The 23,328-nt window shown below is 49.5% G+C and carries 23 protein-coding genes; 14 read left to right on the plus strand and 9 right to left on the minus strand.

The window, feature by feature from the left end:
• Positions 1–164: 164 nt before the first annotated feature.
• From BLT02_RS12375 to BLT02_RS12385, 3 genes are all read right to left on the minus strand, one after another.
• Positions 165–1,517: an LD-carboxypeptidase gene (locus BLT02_RS12375; protein ID WP_092995936.1), complete on the minus strand. Its 1,353-nt coding sequence runs from the start codon at positions 1,515–1,517 to the stop codon at positions 165–167.
• A gap of 919 nt (positions 1,518–2,436) precedes the next feature.
• Complete coding sequence (locus BLT02_RS12380; RefSeq protein WP_175453825.1) at positions 2,437–3,090, minus strand: cytidylate kinase-like family protein; 654 nt, start codon at positions 3,088–3,090, stop codon at positions 2,437–2,439.
• Positions 3,091–3,272: 182 nt separating this feature from the next.
• Entirely contained in the window at positions 3,273–3,899 is a 627-nt protein-coding gene (locus BLT02_RS12385; RefSeq protein ID WP_092995942.1) for a cytidylate kinase-like family protein, read from the minus strand.
• 353 nt (positions 3,900–4,252) lie between these two features.
• Here BLT02_RS12385 and BLT02_RS12390 point away from each other — a divergent pair, with 353 nt between their 5' ends.
• The gene (locus tag BLT02_RS12390) at positions 4,253–5,839 is read left to right on the plus strand and encodes an L-lactate permease (RefSeq protein ID WP_175453826.1); all 1,587 of its coding nucleotides are present in this window, start codon (positions 4,253–4,255) and stop codon (positions 5,837–5,839) included.
• 357 nt (positions 5,840–6,196) lie between these two features.
• Here BLT02_RS12390 and BLT02_RS12395 read toward each other — a convergent pair whose 3' ends face one another.
• A complete protein-coding gene (locus BLT02_RS12395; protein ID WP_092995948.1) occupies positions 6,197–6,883 on the minus strand; it encodes a FadR/GntR family transcriptional regulator in 687 nt (228 codons plus the stop codon).
• A 91-nt stretch (positions 6,884–6,974) separates the two neighbouring features.
• Between BLT02_RS12395 and BLT02_RS12400 the strand changes: the two genes are divergently transcribed.
• The 9 genes from BLT02_RS12400 to BLT02_RS12445 all read left to right on the plus strand — a co-directional run bounded on the left by BLT02_RS12400 (position 6,975) and on the right by BLT02_RS12445 (position 16,748).
• Positions 6,975–7,421 carry an MFS transporter gene (locus BLT02_RS12400; protein WP_092995951.1) on the plus strand — a complete coding sequence of 149 codons (447 nt, stop codon included), beginning with the start codon at positions 6,975–6,977 and terminating at the stop codon, positions 7,419–7,421.
• 495 nt (positions 7,422–7,916) lie between these two features.
• Positions 7,917–9,374: a xylulokinase gene (xylB, locus tag BLT02_RS12405; RefSeq protein ID WP_092995954.1), complete on the plus strand. Its 1,458-nt coding sequence runs from the start codon at positions 7,917–7,919 to the stop codon at positions 9,372–9,374.
• Positions 9,375–9,486: 112 nt separating this feature from the next.
• Positions 9,487–10,239: an esterase family protein gene (locus BLT02_RS12410; RefSeq protein WP_092995957.1), complete on the plus strand. Its 753-nt coding sequence runs from the start codon at positions 9,487–9,489 to the stop codon at positions 10,237–10,239.
• Between the two features lie 74 nt (positions 10,240–10,313).
• On the plus strand, positions 10,314–11,897 hold the full coding sequence (locus BLT02_RS12415; RefSeq protein ID WP_092995960.1) for an AAA family ATPase: 1,584 nt from the start codon (positions 10,314–10,316) through the stop codon (positions 11,895–11,897).
• 93 nt (positions 11,898–11,990) lie between these two features.
• Positions 11,991–12,560, plus strand: coding sequence for a DUF5714 domain-containing protein (locus BLT02_RS12420; protein ID WP_242869803.1), 570 nt, complete (start codon positions 11,991–11,993; stop codon positions 12,558–12,560).
• A 1,412-nt stretch (positions 12,561–13,972) separates the two neighbouring features.
• Positions 13,973–14,854, plus strand: a complete 882-nt coding sequence (locus tag BLT02_RS12430) for a tetratricopeptide repeat protein (protein WP_092995966.1) — start codon at positions 13,973–13,975, stop codon at positions 14,852–14,854.
• A 49-nt stretch (positions 14,855–14,903) separates the two neighbouring features.
• Positions 14,904–15,686, plus strand: coding sequence for a hypothetical protein (locus BLT02_RS12435; RefSeq protein WP_092995969.1), 783 nt, complete (start codon positions 14,904–14,906; stop codon positions 15,684–15,686).
• Positions 15,671–16,066: an HIRAN domain-containing protein gene (locus tag BLT02_RS12440; RefSeq protein ID WP_092995972.1), complete on the plus strand. Its 396-nt coding sequence runs from the start codon at positions 15,671–15,673 to the stop codon at positions 16,064–16,066. The genes BLT02_RS12435 and BLT02_RS12440 overlap by 16 nt, the downstream gene beginning before the upstream one ends.
• A gap of 352 nt (positions 16,067–16,418) precedes the next feature.
• Positions 16,419–16,748: an ACT domain-containing protein gene (locus tag BLT02_RS12445; RefSeq protein WP_347474971.1), complete on the plus strand. Its 330-nt coding sequence runs from the start codon at positions 16,419–16,421 to the stop codon at positions 16,746–16,748.
• A 78-nt stretch (positions 16,749–16,826) separates the two neighbouring features.
• Here the strand turns inward: BLT02_RS12445 and BLT02_RS12450 are convergent, their stop codons facing one another.
• The 3 genes from BLT02_RS12450 to BLT02_RS12460 form a co-directional block, all read right to left on the minus strand.
• The gene (locus BLT02_RS12450) at positions 16,827–17,999 is read right to left on the minus strand and encodes a macrolide family glycosyltransferase (protein WP_092995978.1); all 1,173 of its coding nucleotides are present in this window, start codon (positions 17,997–17,999) and stop codon (positions 16,827–16,829) included.
• A complete protein-coding gene (locus BLT02_RS12455) occupies positions 17,996–18,217 on the minus strand; it encodes an AbrB/MazE/SpoVT family DNA-binding domain-containing protein (protein WP_092995981.1) in 222 nt (73 codons plus the stop codon). The genes BLT02_RS12450 and BLT02_RS12455 overlap by 4 nt, the downstream gene beginning before the upstream one ends.
• Positions 18,218–18,496: 279 nt before the next feature.
• Positions 18,497–19,369: an ATP-binding protein gene (locus BLT02_RS12460; protein WP_092995984.1), complete on the minus strand. Its 873-nt coding sequence runs from the start codon at positions 19,367–19,369 to the stop codon at positions 18,497–18,499.
• A 124-nt stretch (positions 19,370–19,493) separates the two neighbouring features.
• On the opposite strand from BLT02_RS12460, the gene BLT02_RS12465 reads away from it, so the two are divergent.
• From BLT02_RS12465 to BLT02_RS12470, 3 genes are read left to right on the plus strand one after another with little or no spacing between them, the layout of a single operon-like run.
• The gene (locus BLT02_RS12465) at positions 19,494–20,153 is read left to right on the plus strand and encodes a Crp/Fnr family transcriptional regulator (RefSeq protein ID WP_092995988.1); all 660 of its coding nucleotides are present in this window, start codon (positions 19,494–19,496) and stop codon (positions 20,151–20,153) included.
• Between the two features lie 18 nt (positions 20,154–20,171).
• Positions 20,172–20,324 (plus strand): hypothetical protein, encoded by a 153-nt coding sequence (locus tag BLT02_RS17210; RefSeq protein WP_175453827.1) that lies wholly within the window; start codon positions 20,172–20,174, stop codon positions 20,322–20,324.
• A gap of 51 nt (positions 20,325–20,375) precedes the next feature.
• Positions 20,376–21,509 carry an aldo/keto reductase gene (locus BLT02_RS12470; protein WP_092995991.1) on the plus strand — a complete coding sequence of 378 codons (1,134 nt, stop codon included), beginning with the start codon at positions 20,376–20,378 and terminating at the stop codon, positions 21,507–21,509.
• A gap of 230 nt (positions 21,510–21,739) precedes the next feature.
• Here BLT02_RS12470 and BLT02_RS12475 read toward each other — a convergent pair whose 3' ends face one another.
• Together BLT02_RS12475 and BLT02_RS12480 are read right to left on the minus strand one after the other, a co-directional pair.
• A complete protein-coding gene (locus BLT02_RS12475) occupies positions 21,740–22,015 on the minus strand; it encodes a hypothetical protein (RefSeq protein ID WP_092995994.1) in 276 nt (91 codons plus the stop codon).
• A 206-nt stretch (positions 22,016–22,221) separates the two neighbouring features.
• Positions 22,222–22,914 (minus strand): hypothetical protein, encoded by a 693-nt coding sequence (locus tag BLT02_RS12480; RefSeq protein WP_092995997.1) that lies wholly within the window; start codon positions 22,912–22,914, stop codon positions 22,222–22,224.
• A 145-nt stretch (positions 22,915–23,059) separates the two neighbouring features.
• On the opposite strand from BLT02_RS12480, the gene BLT02_RS12485 reads away from it, so the two are divergent.
• A complete protein-coding gene (locus BLT02_RS12485) occupies positions 23,060–23,299 on the plus strand; it encodes a hypothetical protein (protein ID WP_092996000.1) in 240 nt (79 codons plus the stop codon).
• Positions 23,300–23,328: the final 29 nt, after the last annotated feature.

Consider the following 23,328-nt stretch of genomic DNA (forward strand, 5'->3'; position numbering starts at 1 on the left):
AGGCAGTCGGGGCGGTTATAATTTTGCACCGGCATGTGAGGTGAGGTCCACCCGGCGGATGCCGCAGCAGTGGGCTCACATGGCGTGAGCACGTCAGGCCAATTTACTGCTCCCGGTTCAGGGTAAAGGATTCCCTGTGGACCTGTGGCAGTTTAGCGGCAGGTTTACTCCTCCCAGTCCAGAGTGAAGGAGTCCTCAGAAACTTTGAGATGTGCTTTTTCTCCCATCAGCAGCGGATAATTGGTGTCCGCGTGCCCGGCGGGGAAGCCGAAAGCGACCGGAATGTCCAGTCCATCCAGAAACTGTCTGCTGATCATGTCAGATACAGAAGTAAATGTCCCGCCCCGGGAATTCCCGTCGTAGTCAGCCAGGTCTGTGGGTATGTCCGCCCATTCGCCAAATACAATACCTGCCGCGCGGTCCAGCACGCCGTGGTGCTTCAGGATCGTCAGATAGCGGTGGATATGCTGCAGGTTTTCAGATTCGTCTTCTAAAAAGAGGATATAGGGCTGGTCTGTCTTTGTGCTGTCATATTCTGTTCCGATGACAGAGGTAAAGGTGGAAAGGTTGCCTCCGATCAGGATCCCCTCAGTTTCTCCTGTGCGGCACAGAGGGGTAGAGGGGCATGTATATGCGGGGAGCTCGCCTCGGAGCATCTTCTGCTCTGCATCCCTGCAGGGCGCCGGAAGATCCATAAATGCCGCGCTCATAGATGCATGTACGGAGGGTATCCCGGCCATGGTCCACGCGCTGTGGTAGACGGTGATGTCACTGTAGCCGATGATGAGCTTACCGGCCGAAGAAATGCTGTCCAGCGCCATGTCATCCATCACTTCTGAAGACGCGTAACCTCCGCGGACGCAGAAAACGGCTTTTACGGACGGATCCTCCAGAGCCCACAGCAGGTCTTCTTTGCAATCATCAAGTGTGCGGGTCTCTTCGCAGACATGCTTTCCTTCTACAGGGATATAACCCCACTCCTTCAGCCCGTTCACCACTGCATCCACCTGCTTTCTGGAAGGAAGCGAAGAAGGAGAGATCACAGCCACTGTATCTCCCTCTGAAAGGAACATGGAACTGAAGCTGCCGGTGTACTGCGTACTGCGCACTTCACAGGGGGTGTCGGTGCCCTCTGACATTGTTTCTTCCGCGTCTGCCTCCGTTTCCTCCGATGCCGGGTCCTGTGTGGCGCCCGCCTGTACGGCTGCTGCTTTTTCCGAAGTCACGGCGTCCTGCCCTGCAGCCTCATTGCCCGGTGCAGCGGCTTTCTGGCTTTCATCTGCATTGCCCGGTGCAGCGGCTTCCTGGCTTTCATCTGCATTGCCCGGTGCAGCGGCTTCCTGCCCTGCATCTGTGTTTTCCGATACCACGGCATTCTGGGCGTTACTGCCGCTTTTCTGTTTCGGGGCACAGGAAGCACATAGTACTGCACATAAAAGAGCCAGGCAGATTGCAGCAGGTGCTTTTCTTGTCACCGGTTTTTCTTGCGGCTGCATTTTTCTTATTTCTTTTTTCATCCTCTATACCTCCCAGTGATTTTTGTTTGTGCTGCAGTAATTGATACTTTATTTGATGTTTTTGACTTTCATCAAACATAATACCATAGCTGCTGTCTTTCCAAACCGCTTTTTTCACAAACAATACTTGAGGGAATGATGGTTGAGAGACTGAAAAGCCCTTCACAGTGGCTCTGATGCGGGGGACAATCAGAATCACTATGGAGGGCTTTCCTATTTAAAAAATTTAACAAGAGGCTTATGAATTATTGCGGTTTATTCTTCATCGCGCAATACCCATGACTTCAGTCGTAGGATATGCGCCCAAGACTCGCGAGCGAGTCTTGAATTCAGGGAAACCGCTGTATTGTTTCGCAGGGTTACCTGTGACTGTTCCACATTACCGCCAGCACCCTGCAGGCTGACATCGGATGATGGTTGTCCACTTAAATAAAAAGTGTATCCGCCAAGATAATATATAGAGATAAGTGGTAGACCACATTTTGTGATTTGAATATACTTAGAAAGTCCATTGTTGTCAAGCGAAATTTTAAAAATAATTACATTAATTTATAAAATGGTATACCATTAATTGTATATGCGGAAAATCGGGAAATTGTAGTTGTGCAAAATGGTCAACCAAAACCGAAAATCCAGATCTTTTATTCAGCATACCGTCATGGAGCTCTTTGTCTCCCTTGAAAGCATTCGGCGGATCAGGAGACGATCCTCCCGCCCCCTGTTTCCTTTACCTGATGCTGTGGTTACCTGATGCTGTGGTCTCATGCTTTCACAAAAGCAAATTACGCCTGCAGTAGTGTTCAATGATGGCTGAACGAGCGGAAAAGCCCTCCACAGTGTCCATGACATCTGATCAAGGGCAGGATCATTGTGAAGGGCTTTCCGCTTATAAATATTAATTAGGGGGGGGCTTATGAATTTATGCGGTCTTTGTAATGGAGACCACCTTGCTGTTGAATTTGCGGTCCGCGATTCCGAGGATGACGTCGACGGTGTCATCGATACCCAGAAGGCTGGTGTCGATCATGAAGTCGTGGGCATCGCTGGAAGCCCAGACCTTGTCGGAATAATAGTTGAAATAGTTCCGGCGTACTTTGTCGACATTCCGGATCTTGCGGAGGAGTTCTTCATCGCTGTTGAGATTGAAGCGTTTCCTGGCCTGTACGAGCCGGAATTCCTGGGAGGCGTAGACATAGACGCGGAGTACATCCGGGTTGTCCGCGAGGATCGCGTTGGCGGCTCTTCCGACGATTACAAAGGATTCTTTTTGAGCCAGCTCTCTGATCAGATTTCTCTCCATCATGAAAAGACGGTCGGATTTCGTGAATGCATTCATAAGAGAGCCGTACTGTTTTGCAAAGCCATTTTGCCGGGCCGGGAGAAGGTGTCCTGTCACTCGCTCTTCAAGCGCCATAAGTTTCTCCTGATCCAGGTCATAGCGCTTTGCGAGGATTTCCACCAGATTGCTGTCGTACAGCTTGAGGCCGTAATGCTCCGCGATCTTTTCTCCGATTTCATGGCCGCCGCAGCCGCATTCTCTGCCGATTGAAATGATCATATGTTTTTTAGTCATGTCAGCTCCTTTCTCTGCCGCTTCCTGCGGCATTTTTGTGCACAGGACTAATTGTTTTTTAAATACCGGCCCTCCATATCCCCCAGAGGGTCGGCTGCCAAAAGTGAAAGCGGATTTTTTTTTCTGAAAACCCGTAAAAAACCCTAAAACATGTCTGTTGCCGGATTTCTGTGATTCCCGTCTCAGACCCCGAATTTCTTTTTGATGATCCCGTTGATGATCTCCACTGCACCGTCAATTCCGAAGACGCTGGTGTCGATCATGAAGTCGTGGGCATCGCTGGTTCCCCAGGCTTTGTCGGAGTAGTACTCAAAATAGGCTTTCCTCTCCTTGTCCACCTGCTTCATCTTCTCAATGGCTTCTTTATCTGTATCCAGATGGAAGCGCTCTTTGACGCGCGGGATCTTGAACTCCTCGGAAGCGTACACGTACAGCTTCAGCGTATCGGGATTGTCCGCCAGGATAGCATTACCGGCGCGGCCGATGAGAACGAAAGATTCTTTCCCGGCCAGGGTCAGGATCAGATCCTTTTCCAGAAGAAAGAAGCGGTCTGTCTTTGTTAAAGAGCTCATGAGCTCATGCCTGTGTGCGGCAAAACCATCCCGCTGGACAGGAAGAATACCGCTTTTTACCTTTTCTTCCAGCTTTACCAGATAATCGGCATCCTTGCCGGTGTGTGCGGCAATGGCCCCGATCATGTTCTTGTCGTAGAGCTTGAGCCCATACATTGCTGCGAGCTTTTCGCCGATTTCATGTCCGCCGCTTCCGCATTCTCTTCCGATCGAGATGATCATATGTCTTCCTTCCATTTTGTTCTCCTTTCTTCTTATTTTTTACAGGAATATGTTTGACCGGCTCGCGGCCCCGGCATTTTCCTGCAGGTCACATTTGATATTGGTTGACCTATTGATATTTGATTAACATCCACTATTTTCTGTTTCCTTTCAAGTGGTTGACCACTTATGATGGTTCGAATATACTCCGTAAATATGCTGTTGTCAAGTGCTTTTTTGAAAAATAATTTAAAAATTTCAAAAATGGTAAACCAATATTGACAAGAAAAGAAATGCGGGGTTATAATATCAGCGGTCAATGGTCAACCAATAATCACAATCATATCAACCCACATATTCTAAACATATTCAAAAAGGAGGTAAGGAGTATGGTACTCAATTTTGTCCTGGCAATGCTGCCGATCATATGGCTGTTTGTCGCATTTCTTATTATTAAGATGCCCGGTTATATCGGCTGTCTGATCGCGCTTCTCATTTCGATCGTTGAGAGCTTTGTTTTCCGGGCTGCCGGTTTCAGCGATATTCTGGCCGGCCTCAGCTTCGGGGAGGCTCTGACGGCCACACTTGAGGGTGTGATCACAGCCCTCTGGCCCATCGGCATCATCATTATTGCAGCGATGTTTACCTATAATCTGTGTGTAGAAACCGGTGCGATGGACCTTATCAAAAAAATGCTGACTTCTGTTACTAATGATAAGCGCGTGCTGGTCCTGATCCTCGCCTGGGGCTTTGGCGGTTTCATGGAAGCAGTCGCCGGCTTTGGAACTGCAGTCGCGATCCCTGCCGCTATGATGGTGGCACTGGGGTTTGATCCCCTGTTTTCCGCTGTTGCCTGCCTTGTGGCAAATGCGGCACCGCCGACCTTTGGCTCCATCGGTATTCCCACAACGACAGCCGCCGGTCTGGTAGGCGTCGATTCTCTCGTCCTTTCCGGTCCCGCAATGAATATGCTGGCCATTCCTGCTTTCCTTTCTCCCTTTATTATCGTCTGGCTGACAGGAAAGTCTGTAAAAGGAAAGAATGCCTTCAAGGGCATGCTGGGCTTCACGATCCTGGCTGCTGCTTCCTATGTTGTCCCTGCGCTTGTTGTCGCCCACTTTGTAGGGGCGGAATTTGTAGATCTGGTGGGTAATACTGTGAGCCTGCTGGTCATGGTCATCGCCGCCCGGATGATGAAGCCCGTGTCTGATCCGGACTATGCGATGGAAGAAGTCTCTGCAGATTCCGGAAAAGATGCTGCAGATTCTAAAGCAAAGTTCGGTTACGGGACTGCATGGGCACCTTATATTCTCATGCTGATCTTCCTGATCCTGTCTTCCAAGCTGGTTGCACCGGTCAATGCCTTCCTGGGGCAGTTCACCTCTAAATTTGTCGTCTATTCAGGTGAGGGCGGAGCGACGATCAGTCTGGCGTGGATCGGCAACGGCGGAGTCATGATTTTCCTGGCCGGTGTGATCGGAGGATTGATTCAGGGCGCATCCCCGGCTGATATGTGCCGTGTCATGGGAAACACCTGCAAGAGCATGTGGAAGGCCATCACGACCATCGTATTCATCATTGCAGTCGCCAAGGTCATGGGCTACAGCGGCATGACGTCGAGCATCGCTACCCTTCTGGCTGCACTGACCGGTTCTTTCTTCCCGGCGCTTGCTCCCGTGGTCGGAATCATCGGAACCTTCGTTACCGGTTCCACGACATCCTCCGGCATCCTGTTTGCCAAGATGCAGACAGAAGTCGCGCAGCAGATCGGAGCCAACGCGATCCAGCTGGTCGCGGCGAACATGGCAGGCGGTGCCATCGGCAAGCTGATCTCTCCTCAGAGCATCGCTGTTGCGATCGCGGCGATCGGCCTGGACGGCGCCGACGGCAAGATCATGTCGCAGACCGTGAAATACTGCGTGGTATTCGGTATTATCGTATGCGTGATCTCCTATGTCTCTGCTGTCCTGCTGTAAACCATACCTGCAGGCAGACACCCGTCTGTGATTGATGCAGGCTATACTTACAACCCGGACCTGCCTGCGGCTGCAGGGGAACTTACTTGCTGACCCAGACTTGTCTGTGATTGATGCAGGCCTTGTGCAGGGCATCCTTTCGCATGATATATAATCAACAAATGATCAACACAAAAAAGACTCTGAAAAACTCAATAGAATAACTGAGTTTTTCAGAGCCTTATTAGTTCTTATAATATTCAAGACCCGCCCGTGAATCCTGTGCGCCGAAAATTCAAGACTCGCTCGCGAGTCTTGCGCGCCGGATGCGGGTATTACGCTATAAAGAATAAAATGTGTTTTGGAGAATCCAGACCGTCAGGTATCAAAGTCCTTTGTGATGAAAACAAAGTGTTCTTCCAGGGCATCCCGTCCCATCTCACAGTTTCCTTCCAGCACGGACTCCACAAGCTTCCGGTGGACATCCTGGAACTTCTCATAATCCTCCTGGCTTTCCTCCTGGATCCTTCGGCGGACGTCCCGGATAAAGCGGTTGATCACACGGTTCAGGGCCAGGTAATTTGCAATGACCAGACGGTTTCCGGACATCTGAACCAGTGTCAGGTGCAGCATACGGTCATTTTCCGCCCGTTCTTCCTCAGACTCCGCGTACAGCATCCCGTCCAGGTATTTTTTCAGCTCTTTCTTTCCGCTGTCGTCTGCATTCCGGACCGCCAGAACCAGCGCCTGCCGTTCCACCACATAGCGGAATTCCCGAATCTCTTCGTAACGCAGGTCGTCCAGCGCATACATCATCGTCAGCACCTGCTCCAGCGTCTGGTCAAAGTGCGTCGTGATATAATTGCCGCTTCCCTGCCTGCTCTCAACGATTCCGATCACTTCCAGCAGTCGGATCCCTTCACGAACTGCCGTCCTGCTGACATTCAGGATCCTGGCCAATTCTCTTTCCGCCGGAAGACGGTCATCCGCCTTAAAGATTCCTGCGAGAATACGGGTTTCTATATATTCAATTACTTTTTCAGAGGCTTTTTCATTTTCTTTCATAATAGAATAAATATATCATAACGGCTTGACACTGTCTAACGCCGCCGGAGCCACAGATTGTACAAAAAAACATCACCTGAAAAAACATTATTTGGGCGGGCCGGAAGCCACAGAGGGACAGCCTGTCCTGGTTCACAGGTTAAAAAAACCGCGCTGCTTTGGCTGCAGCGCGATCGGCGGCCGCTTTGCCCCCGCTGTCATCATCCGGATCCTGTCCGCGGGTATTCTCGCCTTTCTCTGCATCGTCCTGTTCACAAACAGCCTTCCTTTGATGCTGGCCGGTACTATCGGACTGGGACTTTCCCTCTCCGGCATGTACGGCACGACTGTCGCAAATGCCGGTGACGTCTTTGGCCGCTACCCGCTCGCCATGGGAATCTTTGTCACCTTGTCGGGGATCGGCTCCATCGTGACCCCGTCCGTGATCGGGACTGTCGCCGAAAGCACCGGCATCCGCACGGGGATGCGTATCCTGCTGGCTCCCGCAGCTGTTCTCCTGGTTGTGGCGATTCTGAACCGCGCCTCCTGTCGTCAATGAAAGGATACTCCCTTCCGGGGAAAGATATTCTCTTTCGGGCAAAATATACTTCCTTTTGGGGAAATATGTCCTTCCGGGGAATATTTACTCCTTTCCGGAAAAATACGCTCTCTTCCGGGCAACAGGCTTTTAATCCTCCCTGTTTGTCCGGAGGGGAGCTTTTTTAATTGTGCTTTATATGCGGTCAAGGTTATGTGGGTTTTTGTTGTTCGCAGCGGCCTGGTATATTAAAATTTAAAGAAGAATAGAGGGTATTCGGCCGCTCGTTGACCGGAAACGAACAAAGATGTTTTGGAATGACATAAAAATGCCTCAGAAGGAGGTTCCGCAGCGTAAAGAAGCATCTGAACATCTATCTGTATCGTCTGTCATGAAAATAGCTCTCTGAGAGCCTTCCTGAAAAGAACTGTCATAAAGAAATCGTCATGGAAAAAGCTTTATGAGTGCTGTCCCATCCCTTTTAAAAGGGAGTGAATGTCGAGAAAAGGAGAAAAAATGTATTACGTCGGAATTGACCTCGGAACCTCTGCCGTCAAACTTGTGCTGATGGATGAAAAAGGCAGCGTACAGCACATTGTGTCAAAAGAATATGAACTGCGCTTTCCGCAGGCGGGATGGGCAGAGCAGGATCCGGAGGACTGGTGGGCCCAGACTGTCGCAGGTCTGGAGGATCTGCTGGCGGGCGTGGACAAAAGCCTTGTCCGGGCAATCAGCTTCGGAGGCCAGATGCACGGACTTGTCGCCCTGGATGAAAATGACCGGGTGATCCGGCCGGCCATCCTCTGGAATGACGGGCGCTCGCAGGAGGAGACCGACTATCTGAACCAGGTCATCGGTAAAAAAAGGCTGACGGAGCTGACGGGAAACATTGCCTTTGCAGGCTTTACCGCGCCCAAGATCCTGTGGATGAAAAAGCATGAGCCGGAGAATTTTGCGAGGATCCGCCGGATTATGCTGCCCAAGGATTATCTGGCTTACCGGATGACCGGCGTACACAGCTGTGACTACTCCGATGCATCCGGTATGCTGCTGCTGGACGTGCGAAACAAATGCTGGTCCAGGGAAATGATGGAAATCTGCTCTGTACAGGAGAGCTGGATGCCTGCTCTTTTCGAGAGCTATGAAATGACAGGGACCCTGCCCCCGGAGGCGGCAAAGCTCCTGGGCCTCTCTTCATCGGTAAAGATCGCCGCCGGGGCGGGAGACAATGCGGCAGCCGCCGTCGGGACCGGCACAGTCGGACCAGACCGCTGCAACCTCTCCCTGGGAACAAGCGGCACTCTCTTTATCACGACTTCCACCTTCGGCGTAGATCCGGCCAATGCTCTCCACTCGTTTGCCCACGCGGACGGATCTTTCCACTACATGGGCTGCATGCTGTCGGCGGCCAGCTGCAACAACTGGTGGATGACAGATATCCTGCGGACATCCGACTTTGCGGCCGAGCAGGAGGAGATCACGGCACTGGGAGAAAACAGCGTCTATTTCCTCCCCTACCTGATGGGAGAGCGCTCCCCTCACAACGATCCCTCCGCAAGGGCAGCTTTCATCGGTATGAGCATGGACACCAGCCGCGCGGACCTGCTCCAGGCTGTGTTTGAAGGCGTGGCCTTCGGACTGAGGGATTCCCTGGAGGCCGCCCGCAGCATGGGCGTCGCACCTGAGACCGCCACGATCTGCGGAGGCGGGGCAAAGAGCCCTCTCTGGAAGACGATCATCGCCAATATCCTGAATCTGAGCGTCCAGACCGTAGAAGTGGAGGAGGGTCCCGGATACGGGGCTGCTATATTGGCCGCAGTGTCCGACGGTGCCTTTGCCAACGTGGAAGAGGCATGCAGAAAGATTGTACGCGTCAGCGGGACCACAGAGCCTGACCCGGTCCTCGCGGAAAAATACCAGAACAGATATGAGACATTCAGAAAACTGTACCCCGCCCTGAAGGGGATTCTGTAAGACCGGCTGGAGTGAAGATTCTCCTCCAGAAGAGTTGTCACCGGGAATGTAATCTTATATAATCGACTGGATTGCGCATGACAATAATGACTCTTTTGAAAGGAGATAATGAATGTACAAGGAAGAAATAACCCATTACAGTGAGTGCCTCAGCAGAGATATGCATATCATGGTTTACGGTCACGACGGAGTTCCGTTTCTGGCTTTTCCCACTCAGGATTCTCTCTGCCACAATTATGAAGAATTCGGAATGATCAATGAGCTGAGCGGGTATCTGGAAGCAGGGAAGATCCAGTATTTTGTCGTGGATACGATCGACAAGGAAAGCTGGTCAGAGGGTGACCCGGATCTTGGCCGCAGAGCCTGGAAGCAGGAGCTGTATTTCCGTTATATCGTGGACGAAGCGATGCCGATCATCCTGGAGAGGACCGGCGGCAAACTTCCCATGACAACCGGCTGCAGCCTCGGCGCGAATCATGCCGTGCTCACTCTGCTGAGAAGGCCCGATCTCTTTTCCGGATGCGTAGCCCTGTCCGGTCTGTATGACAGCAAGTACTTTTTCAACGGTTGGATGAACGAGACACTCTACGACAACTCTCCGGAATGCTTTTTGCCCAACATGCCTGCAGACCACCCCTATATCAACGAGTATAATCAGAAGCAGATCATTATCTGCGTCGGTCAGGGCGCATGGGAAGACGACGGCATCCGCTCTCTCAGATATCTCGAGAGCGTTTTCCGCGAGAAAGGCATCAATGCATGGTGCGACTTCTGGGGTTATGATGTCAACCACGACTGGCCGTGGTGGTTCAAACAGATGCACTATTTCCTCCCGTTCATTTTCGAGAGATGGGGGATCCAGTAAGTTTTTCCGGAAGCACCCATACAGATGGGCAGGATGAGTAACTTTTCCGGAAGCATCCATACAGGAGGAGCAGGATGGGTATTTACCTGAATCCCGGAAATGAAGTTTTCCGGCAAATAGTGAATGCGGATCTATATATCGACAAGACGATGCTGCTCAGGGAGACAAACCGCCTGCTCGACTCCGCCAACAAATATATCTGTATGTCCAGACCCCGGAGGTTTGGCAAAACCGTCACGGGAAATATGCTGTGCAGTTACTATTCCAGGGGATGTGATTCAAGGGAGTTGTTCGAGCCGTTCAGGATCAGCAGAGATCCTGGTTTTTTGAAGAACCTGAATCGATACCATGTGATCAAGATCGACATGAACAGTGAGTATCAGTCAGCGCAGGAAAAAAAAGACGTGTTGAAGATACTGACAGAAGAGGTTCGGGAGGAGATGAAAACAGCATTTCCGGATGTTGTATTTCGCGGCAGCGACTCTCTTGCAAGATGTATCCTCCGGGTCTACGCTGCAAAACAGGAGACCTTTATCATTCTGCTGGATGAATACGATGTATTTGTAAGAGAGCAGGTCAGTGATGAACTGTTTCAGGAATACCTTGCCTTCCTGAACAGCCTCTTCAAGAGCGATACCCTGCGGCCGGCGATTTCCCTCGCTTATCTCACAGGAATCCTTCCGATCGTGCGGGACAAGGTACAGTCAAAACTGAACAATTTCCGGGAATATACGATTTTGAATGCAGGCGTGTTTGCGGAATATGTAGGCTTTACAGCCCGGGAGACCGAAGAGGTCTGTGCAGAGAGAGGCATCGATTTTAATGAATGCCGGCGCTGGTATAACGGATACCGGCAGAAGGGCTTTGAGATCTATAACCCGGAGTCTGTGGCCCGCTGCGTCGAAACGCATATTTTTGACAGCTACTGGGGACAGACATCCTCCTATGAAGTGATATCAGACCGTATCCGACTGGATTTCGCCGGAACAAAGGAAGCGGTGATCCAGATGCTGGCAGGCGGGAGCGCAGAGGTCGATGTGAACGCTTACCTGAATACTATGAAAAATTTTTCCAGCCGGGATGATATTTTCGGGTACCTGCTGCATCTGGGCTATCTTGCCTATGATCAGGAAACGCGGACCTGCCATATCCCTAACAAGGAGGTGCGCGAGGAGTGGTTCCGGGCTTTGAAGAAGTTACCAGAGTATTCAGTTACGGACCGGATTATCGGATCCTCAAAGGCTCTGCTCACAGAAACCTGGCAGGGAAATGCAGACACAGTGGCAAAAGCGCTGGACGTCTCCCACATTCATGTTACATCCAACCGGAGTTACAACAATGAGGATGCTTTGCAGAGTGCTATTTACCTTGCCTATATTTACGCACTCAACCGTTATACCGTGGTCAGGGAAATGACCGCCGGCAAAGGTTATGCGGACGTCGTCTTTATCCCCTTTATGGAAGGCGACCCGGCGATGATCGTCGAGCTCAAGCGAAATGACTCAGCCGGGAGCGCGATTGACCAGATTCGAAGGAAACAATATTTCGACAGCCTGGAGCATTACAGCGGAAATCTTTTGTTTGTCGGGATAAATTACGACGAAAAAAAGAAGATTCACACCTGCGTGATCGAGAAGATGGGAAAAACAGGTGTATGAGTGACAGGATATGCCGGATATCTGCGGGCTTTTACTTAAGGGTGATACACTCAGGGACAGGTAAGTGAATCCAGTGATCGGGAGGATTATATAATGCCGATGACAATTGAGGAAAAAGCAAAACAAATCGTTGAGGATATCCGACAGGAAAAAGGAACCAATCCTGTTCATATCTTTAAAAACATGGCAAAAAAAGACTACATCAGTATCCACGGGCCGGAGCACCATATTCTGGACGGCGCCTGTATACTGACCGCCTTTTACAATGCAGGAGGAGAGATCAGTCTGGACGAAAGCCTGCATAAGATCGCCCGCGGGGGCCTCCGGATGCCCGGTGCCATGTGCGGCCTCTGGGGAGTCTGCGGCGCCGTCGCATCCGTCGGGGCAGCCCTCGCGGTCATCGACGGGACAGGTCCTTTATCGGACGACGGATCCTGGGGTGAGCATATGAAGTTTACTTCGGAAGCGATTGCAGAACTCGGCAGGATCAACGGCCCGAGATGCTGTAAACGGGACGCCATGATCGCTTTCAAAAAAGGGATCGAATATATAAACGAGCACTACAGTGTTGCACTCGAATATGAAGAACAGAAGTGTGAGTTTTCAGATCAGAACCGGCAATGTATAAAAGAGAAATGTCCTTTCTACGGGATACATGCTTAAGACCACGGGACGGCTCCCGTCACCCTGCTTTTTACTATATGCAAAAATGTAAAACAGTCTGTGCAGATTGAAAACCGCACAGACTGTTTCTTTATCTGATTGAGAGTTAACTTTGCGTTAGAGAGTTAACTCTTTCTCTTTCTATACCCTTCTATACCCTCTCTATACCCGCGTCATACTTTTTCCATCAGCTTTGTCAGGCAGAGCGCCGGCTGATTGCATCATAAAATATCAGATAATACTAATATTTAAATAGAATTTTCAGACATCTAAAAAGCGTCAGTGTCCGCGTGGAGGGACACCTGTTTTGAGACTATATACTCAACAAGAACACAACGAGAGCACAACGAGGGCACAACGAAGAGCACAACGAAAGCATAACGACGAAGAGTACAGCAACACATTACGGGCCGGCAGGGCGTAAAAAAATCGTAAACAAATCCGTAAAGTGACTCAACAAATCTGCCAACAGCTGCGAAACAACCGAAATATATCAGATGTTCGTTCATGCGGAAAGGAAGGTGTGAAATGAAAGGATATGATACAGATTCTGGTTACATGGGATACGTAAACGGCAGATACGTCCTCTTTGCAAGTGAGAGCGACTATATTGATTACTGCAGCGAATAACACACACCTGATCCACGGAGGCGGCGAAATGAAAAAAGAGAATAGAAGAAAAGAAAATCATAATGAAAAAACAAACCATAATGGAAGAACAAACCCTAACGACAAAGATACAAGAGCGATGCGCAGCAGCGGAAATACAATGACGCCTCATAAGACTCTATGGCATCCCATAAGCACTCCCATCTTCTTTTTCTACACCATTATGTCGGTCATAAACGGGAGCGCATCGCTTATGCTCCTGGGAACAGCCGCAGCTTTCGGGGCATGGATCCTGGAGGAGATTTTCATGGCAACATCAGGTCCGGCACAATCCGGAAAGTGTTTCAGACACAGGAGATACAGGAAGGATTCAGACGTCTCCGGGGCGGGGCTGGCACAGTCCGGAAAGCATTTCAGTCACAGAATCAGTCACAGAAACGGTTTGTCGGAGACAGGAGTATCCGGGACAGAAGTCTACGAAGTATCCGTGTCAGAAGTATCCTGTTCAGGGCAAGAATCCTACACGGGTTCAAGACACCAAATGTTTTCTCACCCCGGCGAACTGCTTTCAATGTCAAACCCGGGAAGGATTGTGTTTTTGAGAAAAAGAGCGTCTTAAGAGAAAGAGGTTTGACCACATAAAGCTCCGGAGCCAGCTATATCCGGAATCGAATAAATCCCGCAAACGGATAAACCACCGAACGAATAACCCCCGAACGAATAACCCCCGAACGGATAAATCCCGAAGCCAGATGAAACACCGGAATCGGGTAAATGAATCGGATAAACAAGGAGGTGTTGCCATGACTATTTTGGAGGCGAGGAATATATGCCGGAATTATTATGACCTTACAAATCCTTCAGAGGAAGACCGTTTCCTGCTTGCAGAGGCTCTGGACTTTCTGATCACCGAGACAAAGGAGCCTGATTACATGGTGGAGCTCGGCGGTATGTACTATGAGCAGCGCCGCTTTGATCTTGCCCTGAAATATTACGAGATGGCAGCGGAATATGACAATCTTTACGCGATCTCCGACCTCGGGTATATCTGGTATTACGGCCGCACCGGCGAAAAGAATTACGAAAAGGCCTTCCACTATTTTGACAAGGCCAGGAAAATGGGGGAACTGATCGCCGCCTACAAGGTGGCGGACATGTATAAAAACGGCTATTATGTAGAAAAGGACTATGAGAAATACAAGGAGATCATCGAAGATCTCTATCCGCAGGTGGCGGATACCTGCAACCTGGAAGATCCCCTGCCGGAAGTGTTTACCCGGCTTGCGAAGATCCGGTCGGAGGAAGGAAGTGCAGAGGAAGCTCTGAGACTGTACGATATCGCAAGAGATTTTCTTTCCCAGCGTATTCAGTATCACCCGTTTTTTGGCAATCTGAACATCATGAAATGGATGATTGCCGATATCTATAAACTCCGGAAATTTGATCCTTCGGTGATGAGCCTGTTTGATCTGTATCATGTTCTTTCCGCCCCTGCGAAGGTGCAGTTTACCTTCGAAGGACTTCCCCATGAAGTCGAGTCCGTTCCTGAAGACGGAAACCTCTCCATCCGCTTCGATGATAAATGGTACCGCACAGTGGATGATTTCTTTAAGAAAGCGGAGATTGACGGAGAGCTGGTCACAACGCTTTACGAGGAGCTTTATGATTTTAAAATGATCGGCTGATCAGCCACTGACTTCAAAGAAAACCGGATAAACGAACGGAGGTGCCGCCATGGAACTGATCAGAAGCACACACACGAACTATGACGAATACGAATCCCTCCTTCTCGAACGGGATCAGGCCCAGAAGGAGGCCGGTCAGATCTGGACCTGCTATATCCAGACTTTTGGAAAACTGATTGCAGATGTTTATGAGGAAAAAATCGAGTGTATCAAATGCAGAAAGACGATCGATTTTTATCAGCGTGCCCTGAATCACGGCGGAATTGTTGATCAAGACGCCATGCAGGAATACCTGGACCGGGAAATGGCGCTCTACTACGTAAATCTCAAACGCATGCAGGACGACTTTCAGAAATGTAAAAAGGCCGGTACCTCCACCAGCTATGAAGTCCAGCGGTCGAGAACCCTGTACAGGCGGCTTGCCAAACTGATCCATCCGGATATCAATCCGGAAACAGACCGGCAGGAAGTTCTTAAGGAACTCTGGCAGCGCATCCTGACCACCTACGGTCATAACGATATTAAGGCCTTGTCCGAGTTGGAAGTCCTCGTCAGAAAGGCATTGAAAGACCTCGGGAAGGAAGAGATCAAAATAGACATTCCGGACATCTCGGAACGGATCGATGCCCTGAAAAAGGAGATTCTTGACATTACCAGTACCGAACCCTACACCTACAGAGAACTGTTGGAAAACGACGACGCGGTTGAAAAGAAAAAGACCGCGCTGCAGGAGGAACTGGACACTTATAAGAAGTATCACGAAGAGCTGAAAGAAGCCATCCTGCAGATCGTAAGCAAGGGAGGAATCGAAATAAAATGGCGAATGAACTGAGCACACAGCAGACCGGCGCGCTGATCCAGACGATCGACCAGCAGGGGCTCGGCGAAATGCTGAAGCCCCTGATCCGGGATATCCACCTCTTTGACACTTACGTCGCCGGGACAACCCATCTGGAGGACAAATCCATTCTTAATGAAATAAAGACTGGAGATAAGCTCAGCCTCCAGCGGGAAAAGAACAAATTTGATGAAAATGCCATCCTGATCTACACAGAAGACAGGAAGAAACTCGGATACATCCCGGAAAAAGACAACCTGATCTTCGCCCGCCTCATGGATGCCGGGAAACTCCTGGCGGCCAAGATAAAGAAAATAGACAAAAAAGGAAGCTTCACCCAGATCAGCATAGGGATATATCTTGTAGATTTTTGAAGAAAACCGAACCCCGGGGAGTTGTTTTACGACTTTTGGGAAAGCCGCTCGCCGGGCTTATTTTTGTGGCAGATCAGAGGCCGGTTCCTCAGCCCGCTTCAGGGGATAAGGAGACAAAGAACCATCCCCTGATCCCATTCCTGGCCCGTTATATTGATAAATGTGTGTGATATAGTTATATTATGTTTGATAAAAATATTTCCAGTATTAAGGCGGGAGAAAGCACATGAAAAACCAATTTGCCGGTGACACTGGCGACAACGGGAACTACTATTCTGCGCACCATCGGTCAAATCATGAAGCCAACATTATTCTGGAACCCCTTAAGTATCGGTTTTCCGTATGCAAGGTTATGGATTATTCCGGCATAGATCTGATGAAGCCATTCTGCTTCACGGGAACAACGGATGAAGAGAATTCCCTGGTATGTCCGGAAGAGACTGTCCCGGATAATACAACCGAGAGAGATGACGGCTGGAGTGCTTTCCGCATTATCGGACAGCTTGACTTCTCCCTGATCGGGATACTCGCCAGGATATCAGAGATCCTGGCGGAGAACAGGATCGGCATATTTGCCATCTCGACCTATAACACGGACTATATCCTCACAAAGGAAGTCAACTTTGAGAAGGCACTTAAGGCCCTGAAGGATGCAGGATATGTCATACAGGGCAGGCAGTAAGACGGCGGGGGTATGGACAAGGAAAACGGGGGAGAAAACCGCTGGCGATTTTCCTTTTTTGCGCGTGTTTATGCTCACTTATGCTGAATGGTTTGGGTGGGCGATTTCTTCGAGAAATTTTCTTGCCTCAACCACTCCGCCGCAGGCGTGGAAGCTGTCAGAGATCCGTATGGCATTGTTTTTGTAATCAGGCTCGTACAATACACTTTTCAATGCCTGCAGAATATCTTCTTCAGAAATGGATTTCAATTGAATCCCTGCGCCAAGCTCTTCCGTGCGTTTTGCAACCGCTCCCTGCTCCGGTGTTTGCGGGAACAGCACTAACGGAATCCGAAAATATAACCCCTCAGATACAGAATTCATGCCGCAGTGCGTGATGAATGCATCCGCGATGGACAGAACCGCCATCTGGTCGACCGACTGGTGGATCTGGATATTTTCCGGTACCTTCTCAAAATGCTCTGTATTTGTCCCCATAGAGATAATGACCTGCCAGTCTGTCCCGCCAAGGGCATGGATGCAATTCCGATAGAATTCCCGGTTTTGGTTGACTGTACCCATGGAGATGTACACAGTTTTCTCTGCGGTCTTCTTAAAGGGATGAATGACAGGACGGATTGACGGTCCGATAAAATGATATCTGTCAGAAAACGTTTCTGAGCAAGGCTGGAAATACTTCGAAGTATAGACAATGGTATTGGTATCATTGTCATTTTGGACAATGTCCAGCAGTCCCCGAACCGGATATCCTTTTTCACGCAAACGCTGAATCTGCTTGTTGATGCGCGGCAAGGAGAAAAGCATCTTTGCGATATCCCAGGGCGTTTCCTTCATGTATTTTGCCGAGTAGCGGTTAAAGGCGAACGTGGTTGTGGAGGAAACATAAGGAAGGTTGTGCTTCATGGCCACCAGCTTTCCCCAGAACGCGACAGAATCGGAAACGACAAGATCCGGATTGATTTCTTCGACTTTTTTCGTTGTCATTTCGTCCAGAGCAAGCGTGGAAGAGACAAGCAGCTCCGTGGCAAAAACCTTGTCCTTGCCGACTCTGTCCGCATTTCCCTTATCTTCCATCTCAAAGTCATAACCATCGCAGCCGATAAACGTTGCTCCGGCTTGCTCGATTTTCTCCCGGAACATCTCAAAAGAGAAGAAATAAACCCGGTGTCCGGCGGATGTCAGTTCTCTTACTACGCCAAGTGCAGGATTGGTATGGCCATGAGCAGGAATACAGAACCATGCAATTTTCATAGGTTATTGTCACCATCCTTATCATCAAAAACAACCGCGAATAAATCTGAAAATGCACCCTTGTTCGGGATCGCAATACCGCGGTCCTCATCGCCCAACAACAGCAGGGTGTCTCCCGGCTTAATGCCGAAAACATCTCTCGCCTGTTTCGGAATGACGATCTGGCCTTTTTCACCAACAGTAGCAGTCCAGGCATACTTACCTTTTGGCATTGACATGATCGCTATTTCACCTCCAAAAAGTATGATTTGTATAACATATCATACAAGATAACAATTGATTTTTCAACACAATACCCGGTTCATAGAGAAGCACATTAGAAAAGCGCATTAGGAAAGCAAATTGAAAACCGCATGATAAAAGCACATTAGGAAAGTAAATTAAAAAGTGCATGATAAAAACCCTGCCGGGAATTGTGTCCCGGCAGGGCTGGCGTTCTCTCTGAATCTGAATCTCCGTCCCGCAGGCCGGTGCTCAACATTTGTTCTTCGTGTGTCTTAGTCCAGGATACGTCCATCGCGGCTGATTGTCACGACCTGCCAGGGGATGAATTTTCCGCTTGCCTTGAGAGCGTTCTGTGCCGCTCTTTGCAGCCCGCCGCAGCAGGGCACTTCCATCCGCACGATAGTAACGCTCTTGATATCGTTGTCCCGGATGATCGCGGTCAGTTTATCCGTATAGTCCAAATCATCCAGCTTGGGGCAGCCAATGACTGTGATCTTGCCTTTCATGAACTCCTCATGCATATTGGCATAGGCGTACGCCGTGCAGTCTGCCGCGATCAGCAGCTTCGCGCCGTCAAAGAACGGAGCCTGTGTCGGTACCAGCTTGATCTGGCAGGGCCACTGGTTCAGACGGGAGACAGGGCGGAATCCTGTCGTCGGAGCTTCGGACGGCGTCATCTCCGCTTCCCGCTTAAACTGCATCATACGGGATCCGGGACACCCGCCGGCAGGATGTCCTCCGCCTTCTGCCAGATGAGCCATCATAGCGGCTCTGCGTTTTGTTTCGTCCTCAATCTGCATAATCTCTTCTGCCCACATGGCTTTCCCACCCTGTGGTGATGCCACTTTCTGCTGTGCTGCCTTTACCGCCGTCTCGCCACTTCCCTGTGAGGCCTGTGGTGATACCACTTTCTGCTGTGCTGCCTTTACCGCTGTTTCGTCATAAGCCGGAGCCTCACGCTCCTCAAAGGTAATGGCACCTGTAGGACAATTCGGCAGGCAGTCTCCGAAACCGTCGCAGAAATTCTCCCGGACCAGTTTGGCTTTTCCATCTATAATATCAATGGCACCCTCATGACAAGCCCTGGCACACAGCCCGCAGCCGTTACATTTCTCCTCATCGATCTTAATGATTTTCCGAATCATTTTCTGGCTCCTCCTTTGGCTCTCTTGATTCAGCCTTGATTCCGCAGCTGGTGATTTTGTAGCTTGACTATAGTATAATGAACCAGACAGTTCGGTTGTATTTACAACGAAAAAGGTGGTTCTTATGAAAAAGTATATTCCGGTGCTGAAAAGAACGAAGTTGTTTGCCGGTGTAGGTGATGAAGAGATCACTTCCATGCTATCCTGCCTTGGGGCAAGCCTCCGCAAATATAAGAAGGGCGAATATGTTCTGCAAGAAGGCGAACGGCTCAGCGATATACTCGTCCTTGCAGAGGGCGGTCTGCACATTCAGAGAGATGACTACTGGGGGAACCGCAGCATACTCGGTTATATCGGAGTCGGAGAAATATTCGGAGAGGCATATGTGGCACCGGAAAGCGGCACGCTCCTGAACGATGTTATTGCGGTGGAGGACAGCTCTGTGTTTTTCTTTGATGTGAAACGTGTTATTACGACCTGTTCATCGGCATGCCGCTTCCATACTATGGTCGTACAAAATCTGTTCTTCGCAATTTCTGAAAAGAACAGGGGTCTTGTTCAGAAACTGCATTACATATCAAGGCGCACAACGAGGGAAAAACTGATTTCATATCTTTCCGAAGAGGCGAAGAAACAAAACAGTTCATATATTACTATCCCGTTTAACCGCCAGCAGCTTGCAGACTACCTGTCTGTAGACAGGAGCGCAATGTCGAATGAGCTGTGTAAAATGCGTGATGCAGGTCTGCTGGAGTTCGAGAAAAACCGATTTAAACTGCGATAAAGACTTAATGAATTGACTGTGAACACAGAAAAGCTGATTGCGGCTATCCACGGGGAAGAGGATCCGGAAGCTGCACTGATTAGAGAGTTCAGTGGAGAAGAGGGATGCAGCAGACTCGAGAGTTTCTGCAGTGAGAAGAAAATCAAATACAGATTTTCCTCTTATGTGTAATATAATTATTACAGCCACAGAAAAACGGATGAAACAAGAGGAGGACAGCATATGATTTACAAGGATTTTCAGGGAATGAAGTTATCCGCTCTTGGCTTTGGCGCTATGCGTTTGCCTGTAATTGACGGAGATGACGGAAGGATCGACGAGGCTGCTGCGCTCCGTATGGTGGATACGGCTATGCAGAATGGTATCAACTACTACGATACGGCATGGGGATATCATGGAGAAAATTCAGAACTGGTCATGGGCAAAGCCCTGTCCAGATACCCGAGGGATAGTTTCTATGTGGCTACCAAGTTCCCCGGCTATGACCCTTCCAATTGGGGGAAAGTGGAGGAAATCTTCGAGCGGCAGTTGGAGAAACTGGGAGTGGAATACTTCGATTTCTATCTCTTTCACAATGTGTGTGAGATGAACATTGACGCCTATCTGGACGATGAGAAGTATGGGATCTACAGTTATCTTATGAAGCAGAAACAAAACGGAAGGATCCGGCACCTTGGCTTTTCATGCCATGGGAGCATGCCTGTGCTTCAGCGCTTTCTGGATGCTTATGGCAAGGATATGGAGTTCTGCCAGCTGCAGTTAAACTATCTGGACTGGACCTTCCAGAACGGCAAGGATAAGGTGGCGCTGCTGGATCAGCAGCACATCCCGGTATGGGTCATGGAGCCTCTTCGCGGCGGCAGACTGGCTAAGCTGGCTCCTGAGTATGAGGCGCAGCTGACGGCGCTCCGGCCGGACGAAGAGATCCCGGCCTGGGCATTCCGCTTCCTACAGAGCATCCCTTCGGTGACTATGATACTGTCCGGCATGTCCAACGACGAGCAGCTTGAGAAGAACCTGGTTACTTTCGCTGAAGACAAAAAGCTGAATGAAGCGGAAATGAAAGTCCTGCTTGGCATTGCGGAAAAGATGCTCTCCGTGGGTACGGTACCCTGTACGGCATGTCATTACTGTGTCAGCCACTGTCCACAGGAACTGAATATCCCCGACCTGCTGGCCCTTTATAACGAACATGTCTATACCGGCGGCGGATTCATCGCGCCGATGGCTCTCTCAGCGCTCCCTGAAGAGAAGCGCCCGCAGGCATGTCTGCAGTGCCGGAGCTGTGAGGAAGTCTGCCCGCAGCAGATCAAGATCTCTGAAGTGCTGGCAGATTTTTCTGCGAAGCTGGGGTGATAGATAAAACAGGTTAATAACAAGCGTGGAAAAGAGATGAAAGTACTGGCGATATACGGTCAGCCCGAATTATAGTTAGGCACAGAAATGACCGCCCAACTTTTTCAGAGCCTGGGCGGTCATTTTTGTGCCTTTGATTAAGAATTGTTTCTTCCTCTATCTTTGCCGATGGCAAGAGACTAAAGTCTTTACGGGGATGAATGCACACGGTAAGAGGGTGATTTGTTATATCAATCAGCAGGCAGACTCTCAGGCGCATCGAGCTTTCCATCCGTATCAAGTGTTTTGTAAGCGTTGAAGACGGCTTCAGGCGTTGGGGAGTCCATGGTTTTGAAAAGGGAGTTGATCAGGTGTACGAACGTGACATCTTTTTCTATTTCATCTGCGATGACCTCCTCCGTCTTGCCTTTAGACAATTTGGAGAGGATTAGACGGATAGAATTCAACATTTCGCCTTCATACCTTCCTTTATCCCTTTCAACGGAAAGCGTCATTTCCCAGTTCATATATTCTCTCCCCCATACGCTGTTGCGCTTTGCGATGTCGACCTGCTTCTGAACGCGGTCGGCATAGGAGCCGGCGGAAGCGGCAGCCGGCGGAAGACAAGATGCTGTTCGCTGCGGTGTCGCAAACACGTCCCGCCGGAGCCCCGGAAATAAGATTGATCCGTTGCCCCGGCGCTGCTGTGCCTGTAGCACACTTTTTGTATATCTTATTTGAGGAATTGTTTCTTTTTGGCAGCGGTATTGTTGTGGAGATAGATTTTGGACATGGAGACGCCTCCGGTATATTTCTTCAGGTTTTTGTAAAAAGCTGAGCTGGAAACGCTCTTTTCCGTATTGCCCGACTTAATATAACGCCCAAGAATCTTTGTGCTCGAACCAATTCCATTACCGAAACAGTGCTCATATTGGAAACAATTCTTTGTTTTTCCGGTCTGAAGCTTATAGTATTTTCTGTTAAAATAAGTTGTACCATGATTGGTATTTTCCCGTAACACGCCCTTCTTATAATAATAACCGATTATTTGGTCATATGCATCAGACCAGTGCAGGCAGCGAAAAGAGCCGTTTTTGTATGACCAGACACCGTATCCGTAATAATAATCGTTAAGAATGAGCTCGGGTACGTCATCCCCATCAACATATGCAAGGCTGAACTTCACATTAGATGCCTTGCTGGACCAATAGCGGGCAGTTTCATCGTAACATGTTCTGACCATCTTTCCCTGTGGCAGGACACTGATCCTGCTCTTGTTGAGAAGTATTCTGTACTTGGAAATAGCAGTGGATCGGGCAGATGCTTCTGCAGGTATTGTCGGTATCATGAGCGTCATCAGTACAATGATCGATATACCGGCGATCCATCTGTGAAGCCAGGTCATTGTGTTCAGCTTGTTTTTCATGTCTTCCTCCTTCACTTGAATAAATATTTTTCACTGAACCAGCATAGCCGAGACTACTGTTACTGGATAAATATATTTTATCAGCTGGACATATTGAAGACAATGACCAATTCCTGGCAGGGCTTTCGTAAGAGGAGGGAATGATATGAGCACACTCACGTTCGTCTATTTCCTGGATTACAAGTCCGATCTGAATAATGGCCTTTCCGGCTCGGATTTTGCAGAAATAATCAACAGACGGTACGGCGGCCAGATGGAGCTTTATCGATATGTCTGTGCGAAGCTGTTTAACACTCCTGTTGAGAAAATCACCGGGGAATTCTATAAAGCGAAGCAGCAGAGTACCACATCCATAGGAGCTGCTGCACCGCATGGTTGTGGGTGAATGCCAGAAGAAACTTACTGGTTCCGGAT

Origin of the sequence: Sarcina sp. DSM 11001 (assembly GCF_900101015.1) — a bacterium.
Lineage (GTDB): Bacteria > Bacillota > Clostridia > Lachnospirales > Lachnospiraceae > CAG-791.